Source organism: Paenibacillus sp. NPDC057886, assembly GCF_042796655.1.
GTDB lineage: Bacteria > Bacillota > Bacilli > Paenibacillales > Paenibacillaceae > Paenibacillus.
Genome location: NZ_JBHVMZ010000001.1, coordinates 860,138 through 884,019 on the forward strand (window position 1 = coordinate 860,138; position 23,882 = coordinate 884,019).

General features: G+C 45.7%; 21 protein-coding genes and 2 pseudogenes. 18 read left to right on the forward strand and 5 right to left on the reverse strand.

Annotation, left to right across the window (positions count from 1 at the left end; genetic code table 11):
• The first annotated feature begins 134 nt into the window (after window positions 1–134).
• The 10 genes from nagZ to ACFVQB_RS04020 all read left to right on the forward strand — a co-directional run bounded on the left by nagZ (window position 135) and on the right by ACFVQB_RS04020 (window position 11,798).
• Window positions 135–1,463: a beta-N-acetylhexosaminidase gene (nagZ, locus tag ACFVQB_RS03975; protein ID WP_379435104.1), complete on the forward strand. Its 1,329-nt coding sequence runs from the start codon at window positions 135–137 to the stop codon at window positions 1,461–1,463.
• A gap of 74 nt (window positions 1,464–1,537) precedes the next feature.
• The gene (locus ACFVQB_RS03980; protein ID WP_379435105.1) at window positions 1,538–2,242 is read left to right on the forward strand and encodes a response regulator transcription factor; all 705 of its coding nucleotides are present in this window, start codon (window positions 1,538–1,540) and stop codon (window positions 2,240–2,242) included.
• Window positions 2,239–3,225 (forward strand): sensor histidine kinase, encoded by a 987-nt coding sequence (locus tag ACFVQB_RS03985; protein ID WP_379435106.1) that lies wholly within the window; start codon window positions 2,239–2,241, stop codon window positions 3,223–3,225. The genes ACFVQB_RS03980 and ACFVQB_RS03985 overlap by 4 nt, the downstream gene beginning before the upstream one ends.
• Window positions 3,226–3,503: 278 nt before the next feature.
• Window positions 3,504–4,274: an ABC transporter ATP-binding protein gene (locus ACFVQB_RS03990; RefSeq protein WP_192266786.1), complete on the forward strand. Its 771-nt coding sequence runs from the start codon at window positions 3,504–3,506 to the stop codon at window positions 4,272–4,274.
• Complete coding sequence (locus tag ACFVQB_RS03995) at window positions 4,249–6,207, forward strand: FtsX-like permease family protein (protein ID WP_379435107.1); 1,959 nt, start codon at window positions 4,249–4,251, stop codon at window positions 6,205–6,207. The genes ACFVQB_RS03990 and ACFVQB_RS03995 overlap by 26 nt, the downstream gene beginning before the upstream one ends.
• 196 nt (window positions 6,208–6,403) lie before the next feature.
• Complete coding sequence (locus tag ACFVQB_RS04000) at window positions 6,404–7,831, forward strand: 4-hydroxyphenylacetate 3-hydroxylase family protein (RefSeq protein ID WP_379436290.1); 1,428 nt, start codon at window positions 6,404–6,406, stop codon at window positions 7,829–7,831.
• 220 nt (window positions 7,832–8,051) lie between these two features.
• Complete coding sequence (locus ACFVQB_RS04005) at window positions 8,052–8,759, forward strand: response regulator transcription factor (RefSeq protein WP_063563457.1); 708 nt, start codon at window positions 8,052–8,054, stop codon at window positions 8,757–8,759.
• Window positions 8,737–10,188: a HAMP domain-containing sensor histidine kinase gene (locus tag ACFVQB_RS04010; RefSeq protein ID WP_379435108.1), complete on the forward strand. Its 1,452-nt coding sequence runs from the start codon at window positions 8,737–8,739 to the stop codon at window positions 10,186–10,188. The genes ACFVQB_RS04005 and ACFVQB_RS04010 overlap by 23 nt, the downstream gene beginning before the upstream one ends.
• A gap of 98 nt (window positions 10,189–10,286) precedes the next feature.
• Window positions 10,287–11,366, forward strand: a complete 1,080-nt coding sequence (locus tag ACFVQB_RS04015) for an AI-2E family transporter (RefSeq protein ID WP_379435109.1) — start codon at window positions 10,287–10,289, stop codon at window positions 11,364–11,366.
• A gap of 33 nt (window positions 11,367–11,399) precedes the next feature.
• On the forward strand, window positions 11,400–11,798 hold the full coding sequence (locus ACFVQB_RS04020; RefSeq protein ID WP_379435110.1) for an Asp23/Gls24 family envelope stress response protein: 399 nt from the start codon (window positions 11,400–11,402) through the stop codon (window positions 11,796–11,798).
• A gap of 83 nt (window positions 11,799–11,881) precedes the next feature.
• On the opposite strand, the gene ACFVQB_RS04025 is transcribed toward ACFVQB_RS04020, so the two are convergent.
• A complete protein-coding gene (locus ACFVQB_RS04025; protein ID WP_379435111.1) occupies window positions 11,882–12,727 on the reverse strand; it encodes an AraC family transcriptional regulator in 846 nt (281 codons plus the stop codon).
• A 203-nt stretch (window positions 12,728–12,930) separates the two neighbouring features.
• Between ACFVQB_RS04025 and ACFVQB_RS04030 the strand changes: the two genes are divergently transcribed.
• The 3 genes from ACFVQB_RS04030 to ACFVQB_RS04040 all read left to right on the forward strand — a co-directional run bounded on the left by ACFVQB_RS04030 (window position 12,931) and on the right by ACFVQB_RS04040 (window position 17,118).
• Window positions 12,931–13,935, forward strand: coding sequence for an aldo/keto reductase (locus tag ACFVQB_RS04030; RefSeq protein WP_379435112.1), 1,005 nt, complete (start codon window positions 12,931–12,933; stop codon window positions 13,933–13,935).
• A gap of 344 nt (window positions 13,936–14,279) precedes the next feature.
• Window positions 14,280–15,821: an acetate--CoA ligase gene (locus ACFVQB_RS04035; RefSeq protein ID WP_379436293.1), complete on the forward strand. Its 1,542-nt coding sequence runs from the start codon at window positions 14,280–14,282 to the stop codon at window positions 15,819–15,821.
• A 52-nt stretch (window positions 15,822–15,873) separates the two neighbouring features.
• Window positions 15,874–17,118, forward strand: coding sequence for an aminopeptidase (locus tag ACFVQB_RS04040; RefSeq protein WP_379435113.1), 1,245 nt, complete (start codon window positions 15,874–15,876; stop codon window positions 17,116–17,118).
• 101 nt (window positions 17,119–17,219) lie between these two features.
• Here the strand turns inward: ACFVQB_RS04040 and ACFVQB_RS04045 are convergent, their stop codons facing one another.
• Both ACFVQB_RS04045 and ACFVQB_RS04050 read right to left on the reverse strand, forming a co-directional pair.
• Entirely contained in the window at window positions 17,220–17,684 is a 465-nt protein-coding gene (locus ACFVQB_RS04045; RefSeq protein ID WP_379435114.1) for an AraC family transcriptional regulator, read from the reverse strand.
• A 211-nt stretch (window positions 17,685–17,895) separates the two neighbouring features.
• Window positions 17,896–18,528, reverse strand: a complete 633-nt coding sequence (locus ACFVQB_RS04050) for a nitroreductase family protein (protein WP_379435115.1) — start codon at window positions 18,526–18,528, stop codon at window positions 17,896–17,898.
• A 130-nt stretch (window positions 18,529–18,658) separates the two neighbouring features.
• Here ACFVQB_RS04050 and ACFVQB_RS04055 point away from each other — a divergent pair, with 130 nt between their 5' ends.
• The gene (locus ACFVQB_RS04055; protein WP_379435116.1) at window positions 18,659–18,898 is read left to right on the forward strand and encodes a hypothetical protein; all 240 of its coding nucleotides are present in this window, start codon (window positions 18,659–18,661) and stop codon (window positions 18,896–18,898) included.
• A 164-nt stretch (window positions 18,899–19,062) separates the two neighbouring features.
• Here ACFVQB_RS04055 and ACFVQB_RS04060 read toward each other — a convergent pair whose 3' ends face one another.
• Both ACFVQB_RS04060 and ACFVQB_RS04065 read right to left on the reverse strand, forming a co-directional pair.
• Window positions 19,063–19,839 (reverse strand): M15 family metallopeptidase, encoded by a 777-nt coding sequence (locus ACFVQB_RS04060; protein WP_379435117.1) that lies wholly within the window; start codon window positions 19,837–19,839, stop codon window positions 19,063–19,065.
• A gap of 243 nt (window positions 19,840–20,082) precedes the next feature.
• Window positions 20,083–20,445, reverse strand: a complete 363-nt coding sequence (locus ACFVQB_RS04065; protein WP_301248037.1) for an iron-sulfur cluster biosynthesis family protein — start codon at window positions 20,443–20,445, stop codon at window positions 20,083–20,085.
• A gap of 167 nt (window positions 20,446–20,612) precedes the next feature.
• Between ACFVQB_RS04065 and ACFVQB_RS04070 the strand changes: the two genes are divergently transcribed.
• The 4 genes and pseudogenes from ACFVQB_RS04070 (at window position 20,613) to ACFVQB_RS04085 (ending at window position 23,863) form a co-directional block, all read left to right on the forward strand.
• Window positions 20,613–21,197, forward strand: coding sequence for a TetR/AcrR family transcriptional regulator (locus tag ACFVQB_RS04070; protein ID WP_379435118.1), 585 nt, complete (start codon window positions 20,613–20,615; stop codon window positions 21,195–21,197).
• A 131-nt stretch (window positions 21,198–21,328) separates the two neighbouring features.
• A complete protein-coding gene (locus tag ACFVQB_RS04075; protein WP_379436295.1) occupies window positions 21,329–22,177 on the forward strand; it encodes an NmrA family NAD(P)-binding protein in 849 nt (282 codons plus the stop codon).
• A 236-nt stretch (window positions 22,178–22,413) separates the two neighbouring features.
• Window positions 22,414–22,767 (forward strand): annotated as a pseudogene (locus ACFVQB_RS04080) (ATP-binding cassette domain-containing protein); the annotation flags it as partial.
• A 21-nt stretch (window positions 22,768–22,788) separates the two neighbouring features.
• Window positions 22,789–23,863 (forward strand): annotated as a pseudogene (locus tag ACFVQB_RS04085) (ABC transporter permease/substrate-binding protein).
• Window positions 23,864–23,882: the final 19 nt, after the last annotated feature.

The following is a 23,882-nucleotide window of genomic DNA, read 5'->3' on the forward strand; positions in this document are numbered from 1 at the left end:
GCGTCATGCAGGCTACATCTTCAGAGTTTGTACTTAAACCACCTCCATTTTGAAAATGAAGCACCTTATGATAAGGTTATGCCTGAACCACATTCAGCCTGAATGACAACAACGCTTAAGGAGGATGACCATCCTTGTATAACCATAATCGCAATTCAAAAAACAAACACATAAACACGCTTCAAATGTTGTTTCTGCTATTCGGAATAGTGCTGCTCTTATCTGCATGTGGGCAGTCGGAGAAGCCCTCCTCGTCAGAGCCAAATAACAATAATGCCGGAACGGAGACCAATGCGAATTCAAACGCAGGTGCAGGTGATCAGGATGATCCGCAGAATACAGTACCTCCGCAGGAAGAGAAAGATCCGGTACAAGAACAGCTTGATCAATTGTCTCTGGATGAGAAGATTGGACAAATGATTCTCGCGGGTGTTCAGGGGACCACATTGGATGCTCAAGCGAAGCAGATGATTATGGATCAGAAGGTGGGAGGGATTATTTTCTATGCCAATAATGTCTCGACCCTGCAGGGAACAGCAACGTTCGTGCAATCCATTAAGGATGCCAATCGTTCCAATCCGGTTCCAATCTTCATGAGTGTGGATCAGGAGGGTGGCAAAGTGAGTCGTATGCCGGAAACGGTAGAGAGCATACCTTCCAATGGGAAAGTCGGCAAGACGAAGGATGCTGATTTGGCTGAAACGATGGGTGAATTATTGGCAAGACAAATTCAGCTCGTAGGCTTTAACGTCGATTTTGCTCCAGTGCTGGATGTAAACAGTAATCCGAATAACCCGGTAATTGGCGATCGTTCATTTGGAAGTTCAGCCAGTCTGGTATCCCAAATGGGTATAGCCGAGATGAAGGGGCTGCGCAGCGAAGGGATTATTCCGGTGGTAAAGCATTTTCCCGGCCATGGGGACACGTCAGTGGACTCTCACCTGGATCTGCCTGTCGTGAACAAAACTAAAAAGCAACTTGCTCAGCTCGAATGGATTCCTTTTGAGGCTGCGGTAAAGGAACAGGTGGAAGCGGTTATGGTAGCCCATATTCTGTTTCCAAAGCTCGATCCCGACCATCCGGCCTCCTTGTCTGACGTTATTATTGGTCAGCATTTGCGTGGCAAATTCAAATATGACGGTGTGGTCATCACAGATGATCTGAGCATGGGCGCGATCGCGAAAAATTATAAGCTGAACGATGCCGCCGTGGCGACGGTTCAGGCGGGGAGCGATATTCTGCTGGTAGCTCACAGTTATGAAAGCGCAAAGACCATTTTTGATACACTGATGAACGCGGTAAAGTCAGGGAAGATCTCTGAATCCCGAATTAATGAAAGTGTATATCGAATTCTGGCTTTGAAACAGAAGTATAACTTGTCCGATGAGGAGCAGCCGTCTGGAGATTTGAAGCAGCTGAACGCTGACATACTGGATTGGCGCAAGCAGGTCGATGCCCGATAGTACCCACCTGTGTTATGATTTTGGAAAGAGAATCGCATATTCCATTATGACAGGTTAGAGGTGAGACCTTTTTTATGTATACGATAATGATTATTGAAGATGATCCGAAGATTGCGGGTCTTCTTCAATCCCATATCGAGCGATATGGTGACAGGGCTGTTACGGTTGAGGATTTTGAGCAGGTCGTCCGGCAGTTTGAACAAATGAAGCCGCATGTCGTGCTTCTGGATATCAACTTGCCGAGTTACGATGGGTTCTATTGGTGCCGCCAAATTCGTTCCATCTCCACATGTCCAATTATTTTCATCTCAGCTCGGAGTGGCAAGATGGATCAGGTCATGGCGCTTGAGAACGGTGCGGACGATTATATTACGAAGCCGTTTGAGCATGAAATTGTCATGGCCAAAATCCGAAGTCAGCTGCGCCGGGTGTATGGTGATTACGCTGTTCGTCATGAAGAACGCAAGGTGGAACTGGATGGACTGACCGTTTATTTGGAAAGATTGGAGATGGAATTGGGTGACCGCAAGATACAGCTGACCAAGAAAGAAACCATTTTGCTGGAGACGCTGCTGCGACGCAGTCCTAAATTGGTTAGCCGTGAAACCATCTTGGAAAAGCTGTGGGACGATTCCTTTGTGGATGATAATACACTTAGCGTGAATGTGACCCGAGTGCGTAAACGATTGACCGAGCTGGGAATTACAGATGCGCTGGAGACGGTAAGAGGCTCGGGTTATCGACTCAACAGTAATTGGAAGGCATCATCGCCCTCATGAGGTTGTTTATCAAAGAACATATTGTACTGACCTGTTGGGTAATCGTTGTGCTGCTCACCGTCGTTGCCGTCTTCTGGTACGACGGTTACGACCACTGGTTAACGGCCGCGTATGCGGTATCTCTGGGGTTATGCCTGTACGCAGCTTATCTCATTTACCGGTATCTGTCCCATCGTATGTTTTATTCCCGGATGTCCCAACGAATGAATGATCTGAAAGAATTTGTTCCACTGAATGAGCCCGCGCCCTTGCCGCAGGCATTGTCAGAACTGCTGGACTCGCAGTACGGTCATTATCATGCGCATCTGCATCGTCTGGAACAGCGTCAACAGGAATACCTGACTTTTATGAATCAATGGGTTCATCAGATGAAGACCCCTTTGTCCGTCATTGAACTGACGGTTGAGGATCAGGAGGATGAGGACCCCCGTTTCATCAGCATTCGAGAGGAAGCAGACCAGATGAGACGAGGACTGGAAACCGTGTTGTACATGGCGCGGCTGGAGACATTTGAACAGGATTTCAGTGTGGAGCCAGTATCCCTCAAGGCGGCCGGAGAAGAAGCCATCCATGAACTGAAACGGTTCTTCATTCGCAATCACGTGTATCCCGAGATGAAAATTGATTCTGCGTTAATGGTCCAGTCAGATGCCAAGTGGATTCGGTTCGTCCTCGTACAGTTATTATCCAATGCCATCAAGTACTCTTCCGGGGGAAATGGGCAAAAGGTAATCATCCAGGCTTACGAATCTACACGATCCATCATTCTTGAAGTGAAGGATCAGGGAGTGGGTATTCCCAAGTCGGATCTCAGCCGAGTGTACCAGCCTTTTTTCACCGGAGAGAATGGGCGTCACTTTAAAGAATCCACGGGCATGGGACTCTATATTGTAAAAGATGTACTGACACGAATGAACCATCGGATTGACCTTACATCTGTCCAGGGAGAAGGGACCACCGTAACCATTACATTTGAAACCTGAGCTATATACTTGCATGATACGGAACGAAATGAGAAGACGTCTGGTGCCTTTAACAGGGATCGACGTCTTTCTCATTTTCTACATAGTAGAAGACGATTGTTGGACAGCGAGACTATATAACCTTACAAAAATGTCATGAAGATGAAAGGTTAATCCATAGGAGAATGGTCGAAACTTCGATAGACTGAAGTCAGAAAGTAGATAACGACATCGAATCGCGAAGAAGTCAGCCCAACTTATTTTAATTCAAATTTGAATGCTAAAAGGAGCTATAACCTATGGAGATATGTTCAGTAAAACAGATTAGCAAAATTTATAAGGGGGTCGTGTCATACGAAGCCTTGTCAGGTATTGATCTCAGTATTCAGGAGGGTGAATTCGTTGGTATCATGGGTCCATCCGGCAGCGGCAAAACAACATTGCTGAACATGATTTCAACCATTGACCACCCTACTTCAGGGGAATTGCAGATTGCAGGAAAGAATCCGTTTGAACTGAATCATGATGAACTGGCATTATTCAGACGCCGAGAGCTCGGGTTTGTATTTCAGTCGTTTAACCTGCTCAACACACTCACGGTAAAAGAAAACATTGTCCTGCCGCTTACGCTGGACGGAGTATCGGTTGAGGAGATGAATGAACGTGTTGATCGACTGGCAGAGAAGTTGGGCATCGCATCTCTTCTGAACAAACGCACGTATGAAATTTCCGGAGGTCAGGCCCAGCGGACGGCAATTGCCCGAGCCCTGATCCATTCTCCCAAGCTCGTGTTGGCAGATGAGCCTACAGGTAATCTGGATTCAAAAGCCGCGCGTGATGTAATGGAGATGCTGGAACGTCGTAACCAGGAAGATCGGGCCACTATGCTGCTGGTCACGCATGATGCTGTTGCAGCAAGTTATTGCAGCCGGGTTGTATTTATCAAGGATGGAAGACTGTACAACGAAATTCATTACGGAGATAACCGATCGACGTTCTATCAACGAATCATCAACGTATTATCCCTGATGGGAGGCTCAGGACATGAATTTTCGCCAGTTCGCCATTAATAATGTCGTTCGGAACAAACGAATTTACCTGGCCCATTTTCTAAGCAGTACGTTTTCGGTCATGATCTTTTTTACGTATGCGCTGCTTTTGTTTCACCCCGATCTGAAGGAAGGATTGAAAGGTTCAAGTAAGACAGTGACCATGCTTGCGAATCAGGGGTTTCTGATTGCAGAGATCATTATTTTCATCTTTTCGTTTTTGTTTCTGCTCTATTCCGTAGGTTCATTTCTAAAGACGCGTAAAAAGGAATTCGGCATATTTCAAATCATCGGCATGACTCGTAAACAGATGAACCGACTGTTATTTATGGAAAACATGTGTATTGGACTCGCCGCCATTGTGGCAGGCGTTGGATTAGGGATGATCTTTGCCAAGCTGATTCTGTTGATCTGCGGTTCCATGCTGGCTGTGGAAGAAAGTCTCCGATTCTATTTTCCACTTAAAGCTATTGCACTAACTGTCGGAGCATTTCTGCTGCTATTTATAGTGATTGCGCTGACCTCATCTCTGCTGATGCGAAAAGGGTCATTGATTGACCTTGTAAAATCAGAGGAAAAACCGAAACCCGAGCCTAAGGCTTCACGTCTGTTAGCACTACTCTCCGTCATGCTCATTGGGGGTGGATATGCGGGTGTATTTGCCTTTGTATGGATCACATTTTCCTTCCCTTTGCTGTTTGGCAGCGTTGTTATGGTTATTGCAGGCACGTATCTGTTATTCACCCAACTTAGTGTGTATGCCATTCGGGCGCTCAAAGGCAATAAGCGTTTGTTTTTCCGCAAAACGAATTTGCTGTTTCTGTCCGAACTTACCTATCGAATGAAAGATAATGCGGTCATGTTTTTTATGGTAAGTGTGATCTCGGCTTCTGCCTTTACGGGCATTGGCACAATGCTGGCGATCGCTGATCCGGGATTATCATCCATGACGAATCCATATGCGTTTACTTACCAAAATTCATGGGATACACCTAACGCAGAACGCCACGTCAGGAAGATCGAAGAGACACTCATTGATAATGAAGTTCCGTATCAAAAAGGAAGTTATATTCCGCTGTATGACAACGAGGGCAACTATATCATCAAACTCAGTGACTATAATCATCTTGCGAAGGCACTCGGTTACAAAGAGCGAACTCTGGAGAATGGCAACGACTCGTTTATGACTCCGGGTAATCTTACGAGTCGCAAGACGTTACGTGCGCAGGTCGGGCAGGATTCAACTCAGAAAAATATCGATATGAGGGTTGGAGAAGCAAATAAAAAGGTACGTTTAACAACACCTGAAAGCGAGATCGTCATCCCGGTTGAATATACAAGGGACGTTTATGTGGTTTCCAATGAGCTGTACGATAAAATGAATAAGGAATTTAAGAATGAAATCCAAGCGGATGAAAATTTTTATTTCGATAAAAAAACTCAATTTGTTGTGACAGATTGGATGGGGACGCGGAAGCTTGCGCCTGATCTGATTGAATCCATTCAAAAGGACTCAAGTAATCAGGGCTACTTCGAGATCAGCGCTCTCGTGCTGGATTGGCTTAATTCCAAACAAACCAATGGCATTATCCTTATTCTGAGTGGGTTGATTGGCATCGTCTTTTTCACTTTTGCTGCAAGCTTTACCTACTTCCGGTTATATGCGGATCTGGAACGCGACGAAGAGCAGTATCGCATGATTGGAAAGATGGGACTGAGTCGCCCCGAGCTTCGCAACATCGTAACGAGACAGCTGGTATTAATGTTTTTCCTGCCAATAGCATTGGCCATTATCCACAGCTCCGTTGCATTTGTCGCATTGCAGCAGTTGGTTGATTTCTCCGTCATGGGTTATACTTTGCGCATTTTCCTGGTATTTGCATCCCTGCAGATTCTGTTCTTCCTGCTGGTACGCTGGCGCTATCTGCGCAATATGTATGCCAAATTGATCTAATATAAATCTAATAGAACAGACACCGGACCTTAGGTCCGGTGTCTGTTGACTTTTTCCTCCAAAGCAAAGTACTATTTCAATAGATACAAAATGTATCATTTTAGTGCAGCTTGATTCTTGTCATGATTAAAAACATTAACACCATTGAGTTTCCTAGCCTTTCTAATGGAGAAGGAGGATTACATTGAGCATAACGATGTCCCGTGGACAAGCTTATCTGCAGCGGTTGAACGACGAACGGAAGGTATGGCTTGATGGAGAATGTATTCGTGTAACGGAGCATCCGGCCTTCCGGGGAACCTTGCAAACGATTGAAAGTCTGTTCAATCTGGTGGATGATGCGGACATGAGAGAAACAGTGGCTTATTGGGATGAGCAGACGAGCGGCTATGTACATCAGGCTTTTCGCGTACCCCGCAGTGCTCAGGAGATCGGCAACAGGGCGGCAGCCTTTCGATTGTGGTCTGATCGCACTTATGGGGTAATGAGCCGTCTCTCGGACTATGCCCGATCCCGCCTGACCGGATGGTATGCCACACGGGATGCCATGGCTGTATATGACCCGGCATATGGAGGTAAAATAGCTGCCTATTATGATGAAGCAAAACGTAAGGATGCCTTTCTGACCATTGTCCAGCGTGACCCGCAGATTAACCGCGCTCTGCCCGTAGGGGAAGATGAAGATGCGATGCTTCGAATCATTCGTACCAATACAGAGGGCGTTGTCCTCCGTGGTGCGAAGATGGTGGCAACTGCTGCTCCATATGCGGATGATATCATTGCATATCCGATTCAGCGCATTCCCGGACATCGCCCGGAATTGGCGCATATGGTTATTGTGGCAGCAGGAAGTCCAGGATTACATATGGTATGTAGAGAATCTTTTGCAACATCAGCTCCAGATACGGCTCATCCACTTAGTATGCAGTATGATGAGATGGATGCTGTATTATTTTTTGACGACGTATTCGTACCTTGGGAGCGTGTACTGCTGCACAACAATCCGGAAGCGGTATGGCAGATTCGCTGCAACGAAGCATCTTCGAGTCTGGCTTATCATCAGAGCATTATTCGGCTGCATTCGAAGCTGGAATTCATTACAGCCGTCACGTCGTCCATTGCCAAGGAAATTGGAGTGGATTCTTTCCTGAACGTACAGGAACAGCTTGGGGAAATGATCAGCCAGATGCAAACGATTGAAGGACTCATCATCGCCTCCGAGGCACAAGCTGCGCCGGATGTTCACGGGAACTGGCTGCCATCATTCAAATATATCGAAACAGCCCGTAATCTGGGGAACCGTTATTATCCGCGTGCTGTTGAGATTTTGAAGACCATTGCAGCCGGTGGCCTCATTCAGATCCCTTCCGGGAAGCTGGAGCTCGAAGGAAGTATCAGCCCCATGATGAACAAGTATCTTGGAGGCGTAACGATGCAGGCACCGGAGAAGATTCGATTATTCCAGCTTGCCTGGGAGCTGACGGGAAGTCCGCTGGGAGCCAGACATGATCTGTATGAACGTTTCTATGCTGGTGACCCTGTACGCAATCGGGCGAGTCAGTATGTGCAATACGATAAGGACCGATTATATGCCCGGGTTGAACCCTGGTTACGTAGCAAGTGATGAATGGTACTGAAACTTTACTTATTTTAGCTTTATATTTGAAGCTCTGGCCTGATGCCCGGGCTTTTTATTTAGGTTATCTTTAGAAATGGTTTAGATTGAATTAAGAGACGTAGTATATAGTAGTAACGTATAGACATATGAACAATAACAAACGGAATGTACGGATACGAATTCGATTGAAAACTGAATGTATTGAAATAGGAATGAGAGGATTCGCATGAGATACACACTATTAATTGCAGATGACGAACCCGAAATTGTGGAACTGCTTCAGCTGTACCTCGAGAAGGACTACAACATTGTGACAGCCGTTAATGGAGTAGAAGCGCTAGAGTGTATCCGTTCAACTCAGATTGATCTGGTCATACTGGATATTATGATGCCCGTGATGGATGGACTCCAGTTGATCAAACAAATCAGGTCCACACATCATATGCCTGTTCTTTTCCTGTCGGCCAAAAGCCAGGATCATGATAAAATCCTTGGACTCGGATTGGGTGCCGACGACTACATCTCCAAACCTTTCAATCCTTTGGAGATTGTCGCCAGAGTGGAAGCTTTGCTCAGAAGAGTCAATCAATTTGATGCACCTGACGTGCCTGCTGCCAAAGAGCTAAATCTTGTGCTGGGTGAGCTCAGGCTTGATCGTTCCCAATGTATCCTTTTTCGCTCGGGTAAGCCAGTGACATTGACCTCTACAGAGTACAAAATCGTGGAGCTTCTGCTGGAGCAGCCAGGCCGTGTCTTCACCCGTAAAAAAATATACGAAGCCGTCTGGGGAGATTATTACGCTCACGAGGACAGCACGATAATGGTACATATCAGTAACATTCGGGAGAAGATCGAGCGCGACTCCAGGCAACCGGAATATTTAAAAACGATAAGGGGACTGGGATACAAAATTGAAGCGCCCATGGAAAGCTAGAGAAAAGAGACTATTGCAAACGTCCCTGACACTGGACTTTTTGCTGTTCAACTTCTTTTTGTTGTTACTGGTAGCCATCGTGTACATTATCATTAATCTGGATGTGGTCGATTTCCGCATTTCGGATCAGGTGGTGGATCCCGATCTGAATGTAGAGGCACATGTATATGTGACAGAACTTGAGAACGAATGGCTGTCCGGTAGTTCCGGTGAGGCCAATAATACCGAGATTCAGCGTCTCAAGGACAGCGGCGGATGGATTGAAGTGCTGGATGCGGATCGCAGGGTCATTCGTTATATTGGGGACAAGCAGGATACGTTCACTCAATACAGTGAAGCCGAGCTATATGCAGGACTGGAAAACCGAAATGAACAGCCGTACTATTACTCCATTAGTCCACTTTCAACAGAGGGAGCTGCCAAGTATGTTTTGTTGAAGATTCCGCGTGACTTGGTCAGTGTGCGAATTAATGATAATCAACTGATTACCAATTTGAAGCATCCATTATCGTTTTACATTATGATCGGGATCGGGTTGGTCTTGCTGCTGATATTTGTATACAGCTATTGGGTCGCCCGGCGAATCAAAAAACCGCTAAGTATTCTCTCTCTAGGTCTTACCCAGATGATCCAGGGGAATTATAGTACACGCATGTCCATCTCGGCAGAGAGGGAATTTGTCCAGATTGGTGAAACCTTCAATTATATGGCGGACGTCATTGAGAATACATCTGCGGAGAAACGTTATGCCGAAGAGAGCAAGCAGCGACTGATTGTGGATCTGTCACATGATCTCAAGACCCCTATCACGAGTATTCAGGGATACGCCCAGGCTTTGGTGGAAGGGCGAGGGGAAGACAAGGACAGGCAGCAGCGATATCTGGGGTATATTTATAACAAGTCCGTTCAGGTCGCGCGCATGATTCAGAATATGCTGGAATTGCTCAAAGTGGATTCACCTGACTTCCGTATGCACATTCAACAGCGGGAAATCGGCGAATTTGTACGTGAGATTATGGCCGACACGTATGGCGAGATTGAGCAGAACCACTTTGGCCTGCATGTGCTCGTGCCTGATGAAGAGATCTATGCAAGGTATGATCCGGAACTGTTGTCCCGAGTAATTCAGAACCTGATTACAAACGCCTTGTCCTACAACCCGCGGGGCACGGAACTGCGTGTGGAGTTGATTTCACTGGATAACCATGTGGTTATTGAGGTTGCTGATACAGGTGTGGGTATCCCTCAGGAGTTGTGGGCAACCATCTTTGATCCATTTGTGCGAGGGGATGAAGCGCGCACGGGAACCGGAGGGACTGGACTTGGACTTGCGATTGCGCGGCGAAACACCGAGAAAATGGGTGGACGGTTAACACTTTCCCGGCGTGGGAGGGAGACGACCGTGTTCACTATACAGATTCCGAAATAAAGAACCGACATAAAGGATAAGGTTGACATAAACTTTCTGTCATGCTGATCACATTACAAAATGCTCATATAGAAAAGGTTAAGTGGAGGGGAAACTTTTTGTTCAAAGTAAATTCGTTTGTACGTTTCAGTATTGCGTTGGCATTGGTACTGATTAATATCTATCTGTTATCACGTGTCAGCTTTATTTTCCAACCACTTGTTACCATGATTACAGTGATTACCGTGCCGATGATGTTGTCCGTATTTTTTTATTATCTGCTGCGGCCACTCGTCAATTATATGGAGAAAAAGAAACTAAATCGCACACTTAGCATTTTACTGATCTATCTGGTGTTTGGTATACTGTTCGCCCTGTTTATTATAGGATTATGGCCTTCACTCCGCGAGCAGTTGATCAACCTGGTAGAAAACGCACCAAATTTAATCAATTCACTGAGTATGCAGCTCAAAGAGCTGGAACAGAACGGTGTCATTACGGCTTTGTTCCCGGAAGGGTCGACTCCGTTTTCGCAGATTACGGATTACATTAACAAAGGCTTCACCTTTGTAACGAACTATGTGAGTGGATTCTTCTCACTTATCTCAAGCTTTGCGATTGTTCTGTTCACCTTCCCGATCATTTTGTTTTATATGCTGAAGCAGGGAGAGAAATTCGGTCGTAAGCTCGTGCACATTGCACCAAAACGCTTCCAAAAAGACAGCCGTGAAGTAGTACTTGAAATCGATCAGGCGTTAAGCGGTTTTATCGTGGGACGAGTTCTCGTGAATCTGGCTCTGGGCGTGCTGATGTATATCGGTTTCCTGATCATTGGTCTCCCATATGCACTGCTGTTAACTGTAATTGCGGTCATTATGAACTTTGTTCCGTTTATCGGGGCGATCCTGTCTTCCGTTCCTATTGTCATTATGGGACTGGTGGTATCCCCTTCGGTTGCGATCTGGTCACTCATTATTATTCTGGTAGCGCAGCAAATTCAAGATAATCTGGTTGCACCGTATGTATTCGGCAAAAAACTCGATATTCATCCGCTTACGACCATTATATTGGTGCTGGGTGCAGGAGATCTGGGCGGCATTATTGCTATTCTGATTATCATCCCTGTCTACATGATCGTTAAAATTATTTTGGTTCGAATCTATCAGCTATTCTTCAAGGGCAAATGGCAGAATGCTTAAACATTTATAAATTATATAGAAGGAGTGGAAATCATGTCTGAAATCATCCCACAACCATACACTGAACCTGAGTATATTGAGCCACAATATGTTCAAATGGGCGCCATTCATATTTCCAACGATGTAGTATCCAAAATTGTCGGCATGGCCGCTCAGACTACAGACGGAATATCCTCCATGTCTGTTGGTCTTACCGAAGGAATCGCCAAGAGCATCAGCGGAAAGAGCTTGCAAAAAGGGATTGACGTTGCGATAAAAGATGACCAGGCATCTATCCAACTGCGAATCAATGTTCAATATGGTAGCAAGATGCATGAAGTCTGTCAGGAACTTCAACATAATGTGCAGCAAGCTGTAGAGCAATTAACAGGCATTATGGTAAATGAAATTAAAGTACAAGTGGTAGGCGTGACCATGCAGGAGCAGGTTTAAAGCAGAACGAGCAGAACGAATGGAATTCAGCCCTAAACAGGTGGTCATATCCTGTGTAAAAATACAAAAACAGCACTATCCCATTAGCTGCATAAATGGGAAGGTGCTGTTTTGTGTTTGCGATAATACGTAGGGGCTTCGCCCATGACTTTTTTGAACATTTTCGAGAAAAGCAGCTGATCGGCATATCCAACGGAACGGGAGATATCCCCAATGGTCAGAGCCGGGTCCAGCGTCAGCTCAGCCGCCCTGCGCATTCGGTAATTGACCAGATAAGACTGAATGCTGGTGCCCATCTTGTCTTTGAAGAGGGAACACAAGTAACTGCGCTGCAAGCCAACATGAGACGCAATGGACTGTACTGTTATGGTATTGGCATAATTAATCTCAATGAAATCCATCACCTGAGTGACATAGGTTTCTTTCGAATAGTCCTGGAACGGAATAGGTCTGTCCTCACTGGCTCGATCAATCAAAATGGAGAAAAACTGAAAGAGCAATCCCGTCATGCTGATCTCCCATCCCTTATGGGTGTTGCGAGAGCTAATCATGCGGTGCAGACAGGAGCGCATCTCGTCATCCTCATTGCCCATCTCAAAGATCGGATGGTGCTCAGACAGGCAAGCCTGCTGCAATAACGAAGGGCAGGTGCTTCCTTGGAAAGCAACCCAGCTATACTCCCACGGATCATTCTGATCTGCTTGATAATGAACGACAGAATGGGGGACGATGAGAAATCCCTGGCCTTTGCGCAGCGTAACCTTTTTACCTCCGACTTCGAATGTACCTTTGCCGTCCAAAATGTAATGGATTTTGTAATAGTCCCGCATGGCCGGGCCGAAATGGTGACCGGGTGCGCAAGCTTCTGTGCCGTAATGAAGGAGCTGCAGCTCCTGAAAATGATTGTTTTTGCACATATACGTAATCAAGGCTATTCACTCCTGTTTTGAGGTCGTTATACCTTGCATTTTAACATATAAAAGGTGAAAAGGGATCGTTTTATGAATATCATTTGATGAAGATACCAATCATTTTTCCATATCGTTGTAGTGAAATGCCATATCGTTTTATACTGAAAGTGTCTAAGATGAAAGGGTATTCAATAACTTTTACAGGAAAAGAGAGATTAACTATGCCTTATACAGCGAGTGAACAACGATACAGTGAAATGAAGTATGCACGCTCTGGCAAAACCGGAATCAAGCTGCCGCAAATTGCCCTTGGCTTATGGCAGAACTTCGGTGGAAACCGAACCCTGGATATTCAGGAAGAGATGATTTTGCGGGCATTCGATCTGGGAATTAACCATTTCGACTTGGCAAACAACTATGGGCCACCTCCAGGATCAGCCGAAGAAAATTTTGGTGTCATTCTTAAAAAACATCTGCGTCCTTATCGCGACGAACTGCTCATCTCAACCAAGGCAGGTTATCATATGTGGAACGGTCCATACGGCGAATGGGGTTCCCGCAAAAACCTGATTGCCAGTCTGGACCAAAGTCTCAGCCGGATGGGACTGGATTACGTAGATATTTTCTATCATCACCGCCCAGATCCAGAGACACCGCTCGAAGAAACGATGACTGCGCTGGATCATATCGTTAGACAGGGGAAAGCTCTGTATGTAGGCTTGTCCAACTATGATGCTGAACAGACTAAGGAAGCAGTTACTATTTTGCGCCGTCTCGGTACACCTTGTCTGGTTCACCAGCCAAATTATTCGATGCTGCATCGCTGGGTTGAGGATGGATTGCAGGATGTGCTGGATGAGCATGGCGTAGGATCGATCGCCTTCTGTCCGCTTGGCCGCGGTCAGTTGACGAATAAATATGTGGACAAGATCAAGGAAGAGCGTGCCAATCCAACAGGCAATTTGAGAAAAGAAGCCTATACTGATGAACGGATTGCCAAGTTCGAAGCACTTCAGGCTGTTGCCGAACGTAGAGGTCAAACGATCTCCCAGTTGGCGCTGAACTGGATTTTGCGTGGCAACCGAGTTACTTCCGCTCTGATCGGCGCAAGCCGTGTGTCCCAGATCGAAGAAAACGTAGCCGCCCTTCAGGCACCAGACCTGACGACGGAAGAGCTGAATGAAATCGAAAGCATCTTGGATGGCATCGGCAACTACGCTTGGTAAACTTGTAACGGAAAGATACGACTATGTAGATTCAGAGTCATGTCTACAATGATTAAATCAATCTATATTTTATAGATATGTTGGGATAACTAAGGTGTCTTCCTGTAGTCGGGAGGACACTTTTTTGTCTTACTTATCTTCTTTATATGTAGATATAAACCTTTTAGAGCTTCGTCTTAATTGACCTATGTTTATTTTTTTCTTAAACTATTTCATATCATAGCACCAGGTCCTAGGATTTAGGGTATAATATATAGATGCTATACATTTGAAATATGAAGGAGAGGCTCCATTTGAATTTTCAACAGTGGATTTCGCCTGAAACCTATAACCTGACATCCGAGATGGAGAATCACCCGTCGGATCGGGTTGCGCTTAGATGGCTAAGCGATCATAAAGAATTGGAAGAGATCACTTATGGTGAGTTATTGAAGCAGGCAAATCGTCTTGCTGGAGGCTTGCGAGATCTTGGTTTGGAGAAGGGCGACCGGGTGCTGGTCATGGTACCACGCCGAATTATTGCCTATGTCATATACATTGCCTGCCTGAAACTGGGCATTGCTGTTATTCCTTCTTCCGAGATGCTGCGTGCGAAAGATCTGGAGTATCGTCTTCGCCATTCGGAGGCCCGGGCTGTCATTGTCTGGTCCCAGACTACTGCTGAAGTTGAAAAGATAGATGCAGATCTGCCAGCATTGGCACACCGCATCGTTGCATCACCAAATGGTGATAATAGCGTACCTGGAGAAGGCTGGGTCAACGTACACCGGTTAATGCAAGGCCAATCCGATGCGATGGCTGCGGTGGAAACACATCGTGACGATATGGCCATTCTCGCATATACCTCCGGTACGACCGGGAATCCAAAAGGCGTAGTACATAGTCATGGTTGGGGTTATGCCCATTTGCGGATTGCTTCATCGTTATGGCTGGATATTCAGCCTTCGGATACGGTATGGGCAACGGCAGCACCTGGATGGCAAAAATGGATCTGGAGTCCGTTTCTGTCCGTACTCGGAAGAGGGGCGACCGGACTGGTCTATAATGGATCATTCCAACCGAAGCGGTATCTGGAACTGATGCAGGAGCACCAGATCAATGTCCTGTGCTGTACGCCTACAGAATATCGTTTAATGGCCAAAGCAGACGATCTGGGTCAGCATGATCTGTCCGCACTGCGCAGTGCCGTGTCTGCCGGTGAGCCGTTGAATCAGGAAGTGATTGAAATTTTCCAGCGTCACTTTGACCTGACGATCCGGGACGGATATGGACAAACCGAGAGCACGCTGCTGATCGGCAGTTTGAAGGATGCTCCCGTACGAATTGGTTCCATGGGGCAGTCCATTACACCAGGCCTCATTGAAATCATCAACGAAGAAGGACAACCTGTACCTGCTGGTGAAGTAGGAGATATCGCAGTGCATAAGGATATGCCAGCCTTGTTCCGTGCCTATTACCAGGATGAGGGCCGAAAGGAAGCGAATCAGCGCGGGGATTATTTTGTAACAGGTGACCGCGCACGAAAAGACGAAGAAGGCTACTTCTGGTTTGAAGGCCGCAGTGATGATATCATTATCAGTTCAGGTTACACGATTGGACCGTTCGAGGTGGAAGAAGCGCTGATGAAACACGCCAGCGTGAAGGAATGTGCCGTTGTGGCAAGTCCCGATGAGATCCGTGGTAACGTAGTGAAAGCATTTGTTGTGCTGAGAGACGAGTCTCTTGCATCACCAGAACTGGCGCGTGAACTGCAAAACCATGTGAAGGAATGGACAGCACCTTACAAATATCCACGCAAAATCGAGTTTGTAGCCGATCTGCCGAAAACAAACTCCGGTAAAATCCGCCGCATCGAGCTACGTGAGCAAGAAAAACGCAAGGTTTAAATCAATTTTGCAGCAATAGTCATTCAAATATGAATCAGGAGTGAACACAACCATGAGTAATTTTGAACAAACCTTTGAAAAATCGTTGGAACAATACGCAGAGCTGGTTGTCAAAGTCGGCGTAAATATTCAGAAGGGACAGGATCTGCTCGTAACGGCACCCATCGAAACATTGGAATTCACCCGTCTGATCGTGCAAAAAGCGTATGCGGCTGGCGCCAAGTATGTACAGGTTGATTTTGATGACGACGATATTACACGCAGTCGTTTTGAACATGGCTCTGATGACAGCTTCGATTATTACCCGGCTTGGAAGGCGGAAATGATGGAGAAGTTTGCCAAAGCAGGCGGCGCTACCCTCACGATCAAAGTACCTGACCCTGAATTGTACAAAGGTATCAATTCCGACAACGTTTCGCGTGCAACCAAAGCGGCGGCTCATGCACGTCGCGGATATTCGAAATATACGCGTAACCACGAAATTAGCTGGTGTCTGATCAAAGCGCCAACCAAGGCGTGGGCGAACAAAGTGTTTGCCGACATTCCAGAGGAAGATCGGATCAACGTCATGTGGGAAACCATCTTCAAAATGAACCGTGTCGATGGTGGAGACGCAGTACAAAACTGGAAAAAACATCTGGACACCCTGAATGCCATGAGTGATTTGCTGAACAAGAAAAACTATAAAAGCCTGCACTACCGCGCACCAGGTACAGATTTGAAAATTGAGCTCGTGAACAATCATATCTGGGGAGGCGGCGGTAGCGAAAACAAGCAAGGTGTGTATACCGTTGCGAACATGCCGACAGAAGAAGTGTTTACGATGCCGAAGCGCAGCGGAGTCAATGGATTTGTCAGCAGCACGATGCCGCTGAACCTGAATGGACAGCTGGTGGACCAGATGAGAATTACGTTCAAGGATGGACAGGTCGTTGCTTTTACAGCAGCTTCCGGCGAAGAGCATCTGAAAAACCTGTTTGCCACCGATGAAGGTGCACGCTATCTTGGTGAAGTGGCGTTGGTGCCGCATGATTCCCCAATTTCCAACTTGAATCGTATTTTCTATAATACCGGCATAGATGAGAATGCATCCTGTCACCTGGCTGTCGGAAGTGCATATCCATTCAACATGAAGGATGGTACGATGATGTCTAACGAGGAATTGCTGAAACATGAATGTAACGTCAGTCTGACCCATGTGGACTTTATGATTGGCTCCGCAGAGCTCGACATCGATGGCGAGTTGCAGGATGGTACAGTGGAACCTGTATTCCGCAAAGGGAACTGGGCATTTTAATTGATCAAAAAACGGCAATAAGTAATAAGCAATAAGTAAAGGCGACTTCAACGTTGAAGTCGCTTTTTTTTTTGTTTTTGGCATCCACAGCTATAGATCATTTAAAGCGGCTTAACCGGTACGCATATTTCGCAAAAATCCAGAAGAAGCAGATCACCCGCATACCTTTCCAAAATGGGTTTGTTGTCCATGATATAACCATTGCTCTGCAAATACGGGAAGATCTCTGTCCAGGCTTGCTTCACATCTTCTGCTGTGTGTTTGACTTTGCAAACCAGATATTGCCCGCCAGGAAACTCAGCTTCTTCAAGTTGGGGAATTGACTCATCCAGGCCATAATCCTCCGATATGACAATACAAGCATCATACCTGCATTGAGAGGGGAGGGTGGTCTCCGGGTTATCCTGCGGAATGCCGAACAAGATGGTCGACCCCGTAAGCAGGTTTTTGGGTCTGGCCCAGGTCTTTAACGTCTCCATCGCGTGGCTGTTGGCGGGACCATACGGACCCACTTGTCGTACATAAGCAATCCGGGATGTTGGCAGGTTTTCGATGTGAAATTCCATTGGCATTCATTCCTTTCGTTACGGTTATGGGGTACATCTCGAATGCTATCATGGTATAAAAAAATATTCATATGTATTTTGGGATAAAGATTGGTTAGTTTGACATGTGATTTCTTTATTTTCGTAAAATAGGAAAGAGGCCGATGATCTAATCATCGACCTCTCTTTTGTAATGGAATCAGTGAAAAGTTATGGATGTCATATTCCCAAGTTATTCGGCATGCATCTTGTTGAAGCTGACATATTCGTTAATCGGTTTGCGGTATCCCCGCGGACGTTGTTTAGCGTCTGATTTTTTGCCAATTGTAATTAGCATAGCAGGTACATAATGGTCGGGAATATCCAAGCTACGTTGCAACTCTTCAGCGTCGAAGCCAATCATGGGGCAGGTGTCCCAACCACGATCTTGAGCGATCAGCATCAATTGCATCGCTGACAGACTGGCATTACGAATTGCATCCTCCCGCTGGAAGAACCTTCCCCGCGTTTCGTAAAATTCGGTGACGCTCTGCGATTCTTGCTCGTATTGGAACGGAGTAAGCACACCAAGGTTCAGCAGGCCCTCATTAATCGTGCGGATGTGATGGTGTGCGTTGACATCGCCGAGGACAACAATGACTGCAGAGGCGGTTTTAACTTTATATTGCTGTGAAGCTTCATAGACTTTTTCTTTCTGAGCCGGGTCCGTCAGCACAAGATAGTGCGTATGCTGGAGGTTAAAGGCGGATGGTGCGAATTTGTTCAGGGCAAACATTTCTTGCAGTTCCGACTCTGGAATCTCAATTCCTTCTTCAAAAATAATGGCCGATCTGCGGTTTTTGACCAGATTCTCCAATTCACTCATGGTAGTTTCCCTCGCTTATGTATGGTTTATAAACTGACTATAACACACTAAGTTACTTTATGTAAGTATTATTTTTGAATAAGACAAGATCTGCCTGCCATACGATAAAATAAAACAGAAGAGGTGATTCATGAAAACATTCATCACAAGGTACAGGGCTCGGAAGTCGCGAAATGAATTTCAGGTATACATCATCGAATCTTCTACGCTAAAACGTTTTTTGGTGGTGGAGATGGTACTGGGTACCCTCGCGTACAATGTTGCACTTTATTGGTTTCATAATGCACTTCTTGCTGGCGTTGGTTCCTGGGCCGGAACGGAAAGCGTGAAGAGGCTGCCAGTCGTTTTCAGAAAAATAGTAGGTCCTTAATCTATGACAAAGTGCTATTTGCCGCTGGGTTATGTAGGTGTAGATGTGATGCAGGAATGAAAGGCCCGATTTCGGGCCTCGTCCTGTATAGTTCATTTGTGCGTTTACATACTATAGTCATCTGAGAGCGGAATGAATACCTTTTATCATCAGATTTCTACTGTTTATTTGGCGCGCTCAAAGTATTGCTCGAGTGTAAGATTCTGGCTTGTAATTTCCCCAGCAATATATACACCAACATAACGCACATGCCATGGTTCATAAGAGTAGCCTGTCAGTTTCTCCTGATCTTTACCATAACGAATGATAAATCCGTATTTATGTGCATTGGTTTTCAGCCATTTGCCTTCCTTGGTGTTTCCAAAACTTTGTTGTAAATCATATCCCGCTGATGCGCTGGAGATATCCATTGCAAGACCCGTCTGATGTTCACTTTGTCCAGGACGAGCACTGGTTTTATTAGCAACGGCTTCGCCTTTGATACTCGCATTACGGTCAAAAATGGATTTTTGGGTGGCATAAGAGCGATAACCAGACACGGCTTTGATATCAATGCCGTCTTTTTTTGCTGCTGCGAACAAGTTCTCGATTGCTGTAGCAGCCACTTTACGCATTTGCTTTTTCGGACTGGAGCCGGAGAAGCTGAATGGAATGTTAGGAACAACCAAATCTTGAGGGGCATAGGTTGAAGGCAAGTTTCTCTTTTTATTCACTAGCACAACCGTGCTTGCTAGATTCGTTACCGTTGCCAGACCGCTGCTGCTCGTTTTGATTGTGCGTCCAGGTGCATTATCGTGCAGGAATTGAGTGAAGCTGGAACTGGCAGCAGATGCGACCGGGTTAAGCACCTTAGTAAAGGGCAGCGTTGTGAATGCTGAGCCTGCTACGACAGAACCTATGAGTATCGTGGATACGATGGATTTACGTGTAAAAGATTTCATGATGTGTGTTCCTCCTCGGGTTATATCAATCTCGTGCTTTGCTATATACCGAGTATACTAGAGGATTATATCCATAGGTTCTCCAATTGTTTCCGAATTGTAAACAAAGTTTGCGAGATTCATAGCTTTTAATTGTCTGACGAGAAAAAGAGCAAAAAAAAGACTCTGCACCTTGAGTGCAAAGTCTTTTTGTGTACATACAGGTGAATCAAATCCTCATCATTTCAGCAACGGAGCTTCGGATTACAGCTCGCACGAAACAGAATTGCCGGAGCTTCCAGCAGCCACTGCGCGGGCATCACGAACACGGACATTGCTGCTAAGTACGCCGGAATCACTGCTTAATTTGAAGGAAGGATAGTTGGGTTCCGTGTCCAGCTTCATGTGCTGCTCCAGATTTAACTGTTGTTTCGGATCGACATAGAACGGCACCAGATTGGTTTCAATTTGCACATCCAGAGCTTCGGGTTCATCCACAATCAGTATGGCGATAATTCCGTTACAGCCACAACCTTCCATGTCATAGATCACTTTGAAATAACCGGGCTGATCATTCAGGCTTTCAGTTAATCGCGCAGCAGCCAAATCTGTAATTTGAATATGCATATCGCTACACTCCTTTATATGTTGGCATGATCGTAATAGTAAATGGATTAATTCAACTTCTATTGTCATTATACCACTTTGGCAAAAATCAAAGCATTTATTTTCTTGACTGATCAGTCTGGAAAAGTGTATTCTTGACTTAATCAAGCGGGAGGTGAGGTCTGAAATTGGGAAGAGCCAAGGAATTTGACACCGAAAGTGTTCTAAGAAAAGCCACGGCTGTATTTGGAGCCTATGGTTATGAAGGTACTTCGTTGACCGTACTGCTGAATGAGCTTGGTATTGCACGTCAAAGTTTGTATGACACCTATGGAACCAAGCATGATTTATTTGTCTCTGCCCTGAAATTTTATATTCAGCAGAAAACAGAGGCGGGTATTCGGCTGTTGAATGAATGCACGAGTGTACGGCAGGGGATGGAACAGCTTTTCAACGAAGCCGTTAACGTATTGACGGACGAGCAGCGTCGCAATGAATGTTTTATCATCAATAGCGCCGTCGAACAGGCACCCCAAAATCATGAAATTGCCGACTTTATTCAAGCCAACAACAAGCGAATGGAAGATATTTTTCTTGCGGCGCTTATCCGTGGGCATAAAAACGGTGAATTTAACCATGCCGAGGATGAATTGCCCGGTATTGCCCGTTTTCTGAATTATTCCCGCCTGTCATTGACCTTCACAGCCAAGAGCGGTGCCAGTACAGAAGTGCTGCGGGAGCTAGTGCGTACAACATTAAGAGTATTGAATTAATGGCAGTATATGAGCAAAGATTCTTGTTGGATTTTTGAAAATGAACGCTTAGGGCGTTTATTTTTTCACTATTTTAGACTGATCAGTCTGGAAAATGAACACAAAGCAAACCGAAGGAGGAAATGAAAATGATCAACGATAAACCTTTAACACTGATTACGGGAGCGAATGGAAAGACAGGAAGCCGCGTTGCGGCCATGCTTCAGAAGCACCAATATCCGGTGCGTTTGGCAGGGAGAAAAAAACCATTTTCTTCTGATTCTGCCGACAACTATGTCTATTTTGATTGGTATGATTCAACCACTTATGGTTCAGCGCTGAAAAATGTGGATCATGTATACCTTGTCGTGCCAGTCATGGATATGAACCCGGAAGCCGTAATGATTCCGTTCATCAAGGAAGCCTTATGGAGCGGCGTTAAACGATTCGTCTTGCTTGGCAGTGCTTCCGTGGATGAAGACGGACCTATATTTGGCAAAGTACATCAAAGTCTGAAGGAGCTTGCTCCCGAGTGGACTGTACTACAGCCTTCCTATTTTATGGAGAACTTTACAGAGGGACCGCATCGGGAGACGATGAAGCAGTTCGGTAAAATCTACAGTGCTGCTGGTGACGGTAAAATTGGTTTTGTCAGCGCAAATGATATCGCAGCAGTGGCCTTCCATGCTCTGATAGATGTTGTCCCCCATAATACAGCTCATATCATTACGGGGCCGGAGACATTGTCTTATGGGCAGGCTGCTGGCATGTTCAGTCGTTTACTGGATCAGCCCATACAGCATGAATCTTTGTCCGATGAAGAATTGAGGAACAGCCTGATTCAGGCGGGAATGTCGGAAGACTACGCCACAGCTCTGGCAGGACTGGATGTATTCATCCGGGAGGAAGGCAGAGAAGATCAAACGACGGAGACGGTGTTGAAAGTCACAGGTCAAGGCCCGGTTTCTCTGGAGCAATTTATTAGGCAGCATATGCAATGAGGGAAATGATATAAGAATTATTATAAAAATATTGGAAGCTAATCCTGCTGAATAACAAGAAGACGGTGCCTGACGGACCGTCTTTTTTTGTTGATTGTTCAACCTTTAGAGGTATTCGTCCATATCCCGATTCCCACAGAAACAACAATATCGAAGTCCAGTACGGTGATTATATGTGTACGCTTTTGGGGAAATAGATGAGAATGAATGTTTGATAAAAGGAGAGAAGAGAACGGATGATTCAGTTCGAAAATGTATCCAAGCAATACCCTGACGGAACCCATGCTCTGCGTCAGGTTAACCTCAATATTAATAAGGGAGAGCTGTTCGTCATGATTGGTCCGAGCGGTTGCGGCAAAACCACAATGCTCAAAATGATCAATATGATCAATCGCCTGATCGAGCGGACAGATGGAACCGTACGAATTAATGGACGGCCTATCGATGAATATAACATTCATGAATTGCGCTGGAATATCGGATATGTGCTGCAACAGATTGCACTGTTCCCACATATGACAATTGCCGAAAATATTGCGGTTGTTCCTGAACTCCGAAAGTGGAAGTCAGGGCAAATCAAGGAGCGCGTACATAAGAACGGGGTGAAGCACATGAGTAGATTTACGGAGGTGTTCAGCGAGCGCAAAGGACAGTTATTGTCCGCACTCCTTGAGCATATTCAGATCTCATTTATCGCATTGTTCTTTGCCGTTATGATCGCTATCCCGCTTGGTATTTATCTGACACGCAAGCCAGGAGTGGCTGAGCCGATTATTGGGGTTACGGCCGTATTGCAAACGATCCCGTCTCTGGCTCTACTCGGACTGCTCATTCCGTTATTCGGCATCGGTACACTTCCTGCAATCATAGCGCTGGTGGTGTATGCCTTGCTTCCGGTACTCCGCAACACGTATACGGGCATATCGTATGTACAAATTGCTGATTGAAAAAGATACCGATCGGAAGGTTGAATTAAAACCAGGATTGGGGAAAACCGCATTTCTGTTCAATGCACTTAAATCGGGTGATATTGATATTTATCCAGAATTTACGGGTACCGCCATATCGGAATTTATGAAAAAAACCGCAGTTAGCACTGATCGCACAGAAGTGTATGAACAAGCAAGAGACGGGATGTTGAGCCAGTTCAATATGGTTCTTCTGAACCCGATGGATTACAACAATACGTATACGTTGGCCGTGTCTCAGAAGGTTGCCGATCAGTATAATTTGAAGACTATATCGGATCTCAAGTCGGTACAGCAGCAGATCAAGGCAGGATTCACACTGGAATTCTCAGATCGGGAAGACGGATATGTTGGCATTCAGAAGAAGTATGGCATCAAATTCCCCAACGTAGCCACGATGGAACCGAAATTGCGTTATGCTGCCGTTCAGCGTGGAGATATCAATTTGCTAGATGCCTATTCCACAGACAGTGAACTGAGACAGTATAAGCTTGTTGTGTTGGAGGATGATCAGGAATTGTTCCCGCCATATCAGGGAGCGCCGATGCTCCGCAAAGAAACGACAGATCAATTTCCGCAGCTGGTGGAGGTACTGAATCAACTTGCAGATCGGATCACGGATGATGAGATGCGCCAAATGAATTACGAAGTGAACGTTAATGGAGCGAGTCCACAACAAGTTGCAACGAATTATCTGCAAAAAGCAGGGTTACTATAGCTTGATATTCACGGTTATA

What these genes read in the sequence shown, in the direction of transcription:
- ACFVQB_RS04060 (WP_379435117.1), bottom strand. Translation starts at nt 19,839, where the DNA reads ATGAAATCTTTTACACGTAAATCCATCGTATCCACGATACTCATAGGT.
- ACFVQB_RS04055 (WP_379435116.1), top strand. Translation starts at nt 18,659, where the DNA reads ATGAAAACATTCATCACAAGGTACAGGGCTCGGAAGTCGCGAAATGAA.
- ACFVQB_RS03985 (WP_379435106.1), top strand. Translation starts at nt 2,239, where the DNA reads ATGAGGTTGTTTATCAAAGAACATATTGTACTGACCTGTTGGGTAATC.
- ACFVQB_RS04005 (WP_063563457.1), top strand. Translation starts at nt 8,052, where the DNA reads ATGAGATACACACTATTAATTGCAGATGACGAACCCGAAATTGTGGAA.
- ACFVQB_RS03980 (WP_379435105.1), top strand. Translation starts at nt 1,538, where the DNA reads ATGTATACGATAATGATTATTGAAGATGATCCGAAGATTGCGGGTCTT.
- ACFVQB_RS04020 (WP_379435110.1), top strand. Translation starts at nt 11,400, where the DNA reads ATGTCTGAAATCATCCCACAACCATACACTGAACCTGAGTATATTGAG.
- ACFVQB_RS04000 (WP_379436290.1), top strand. Translation starts at nt 6,404, where the DNA reads ATGTCCCGTGGACAAGCTTATCTGCAGCGGTTGAACGACGAACGGAAG.
- ACFVQB_RS04040 (WP_379435113.1), top strand. Translation starts at nt 15,874, where the DNA reads ATGAGTAATTTTGAACAAACCTTTGAAAAATCGTTGGAACAATACGCA.
- ACFVQB_RS03990 (WP_192266786.1), top strand. Translation starts at nt 3,504, where the DNA reads ATGGAGATATGTTCAGTAAAACAGATTAGCAAAATTTATAAGGGGGTC.
- ACFVQB_RS04050 (WP_379435115.1), bottom strand. Translation starts at nt 18,528, where the DNA reads ATGAGTGAATTGGAGAATCTGGTCAAAAACCGCAGATCGGCCATTATT.
- ACFVQB_RS04030 (WP_379435112.1), top strand. Translation starts at nt 12,931, where the DNA reads ATGCCTTATACAGCGAGTGAACAACGATACAGTGAAATGAAGTATGCA.
- ACFVQB_RS04045 (WP_379435114.1), bottom strand. Translation starts at nt 17,684, where the DNA reads ATGGAATTTCACATCGAAAACCTGCCAACATCCCGGATTGCTTATGTA.
- ACFVQB_RS04065 (WP_301248037.1), bottom strand. Translation starts at nt 20,445, where the DNA reads ATGCATATTCAAATTACAGATTTGGCTGCTGCGCGATTAACTGAAAGC.
- ACFVQB_RS04035 (WP_379436293.1), top strand. Translation starts at nt 14,280, where the DNA reads ATGGAGAATCACCCGTCGGATCGGGTTGCGCTTAGATGGCTAAGCGAT.
- ACFVQB_RS03995 (WP_379435107.1), top strand. Translation starts at nt 4,249, where the DNA reads ATGAATTTTCGCCAGTTCGCCATTAATAATGTCGTTCGGAACAAACGA.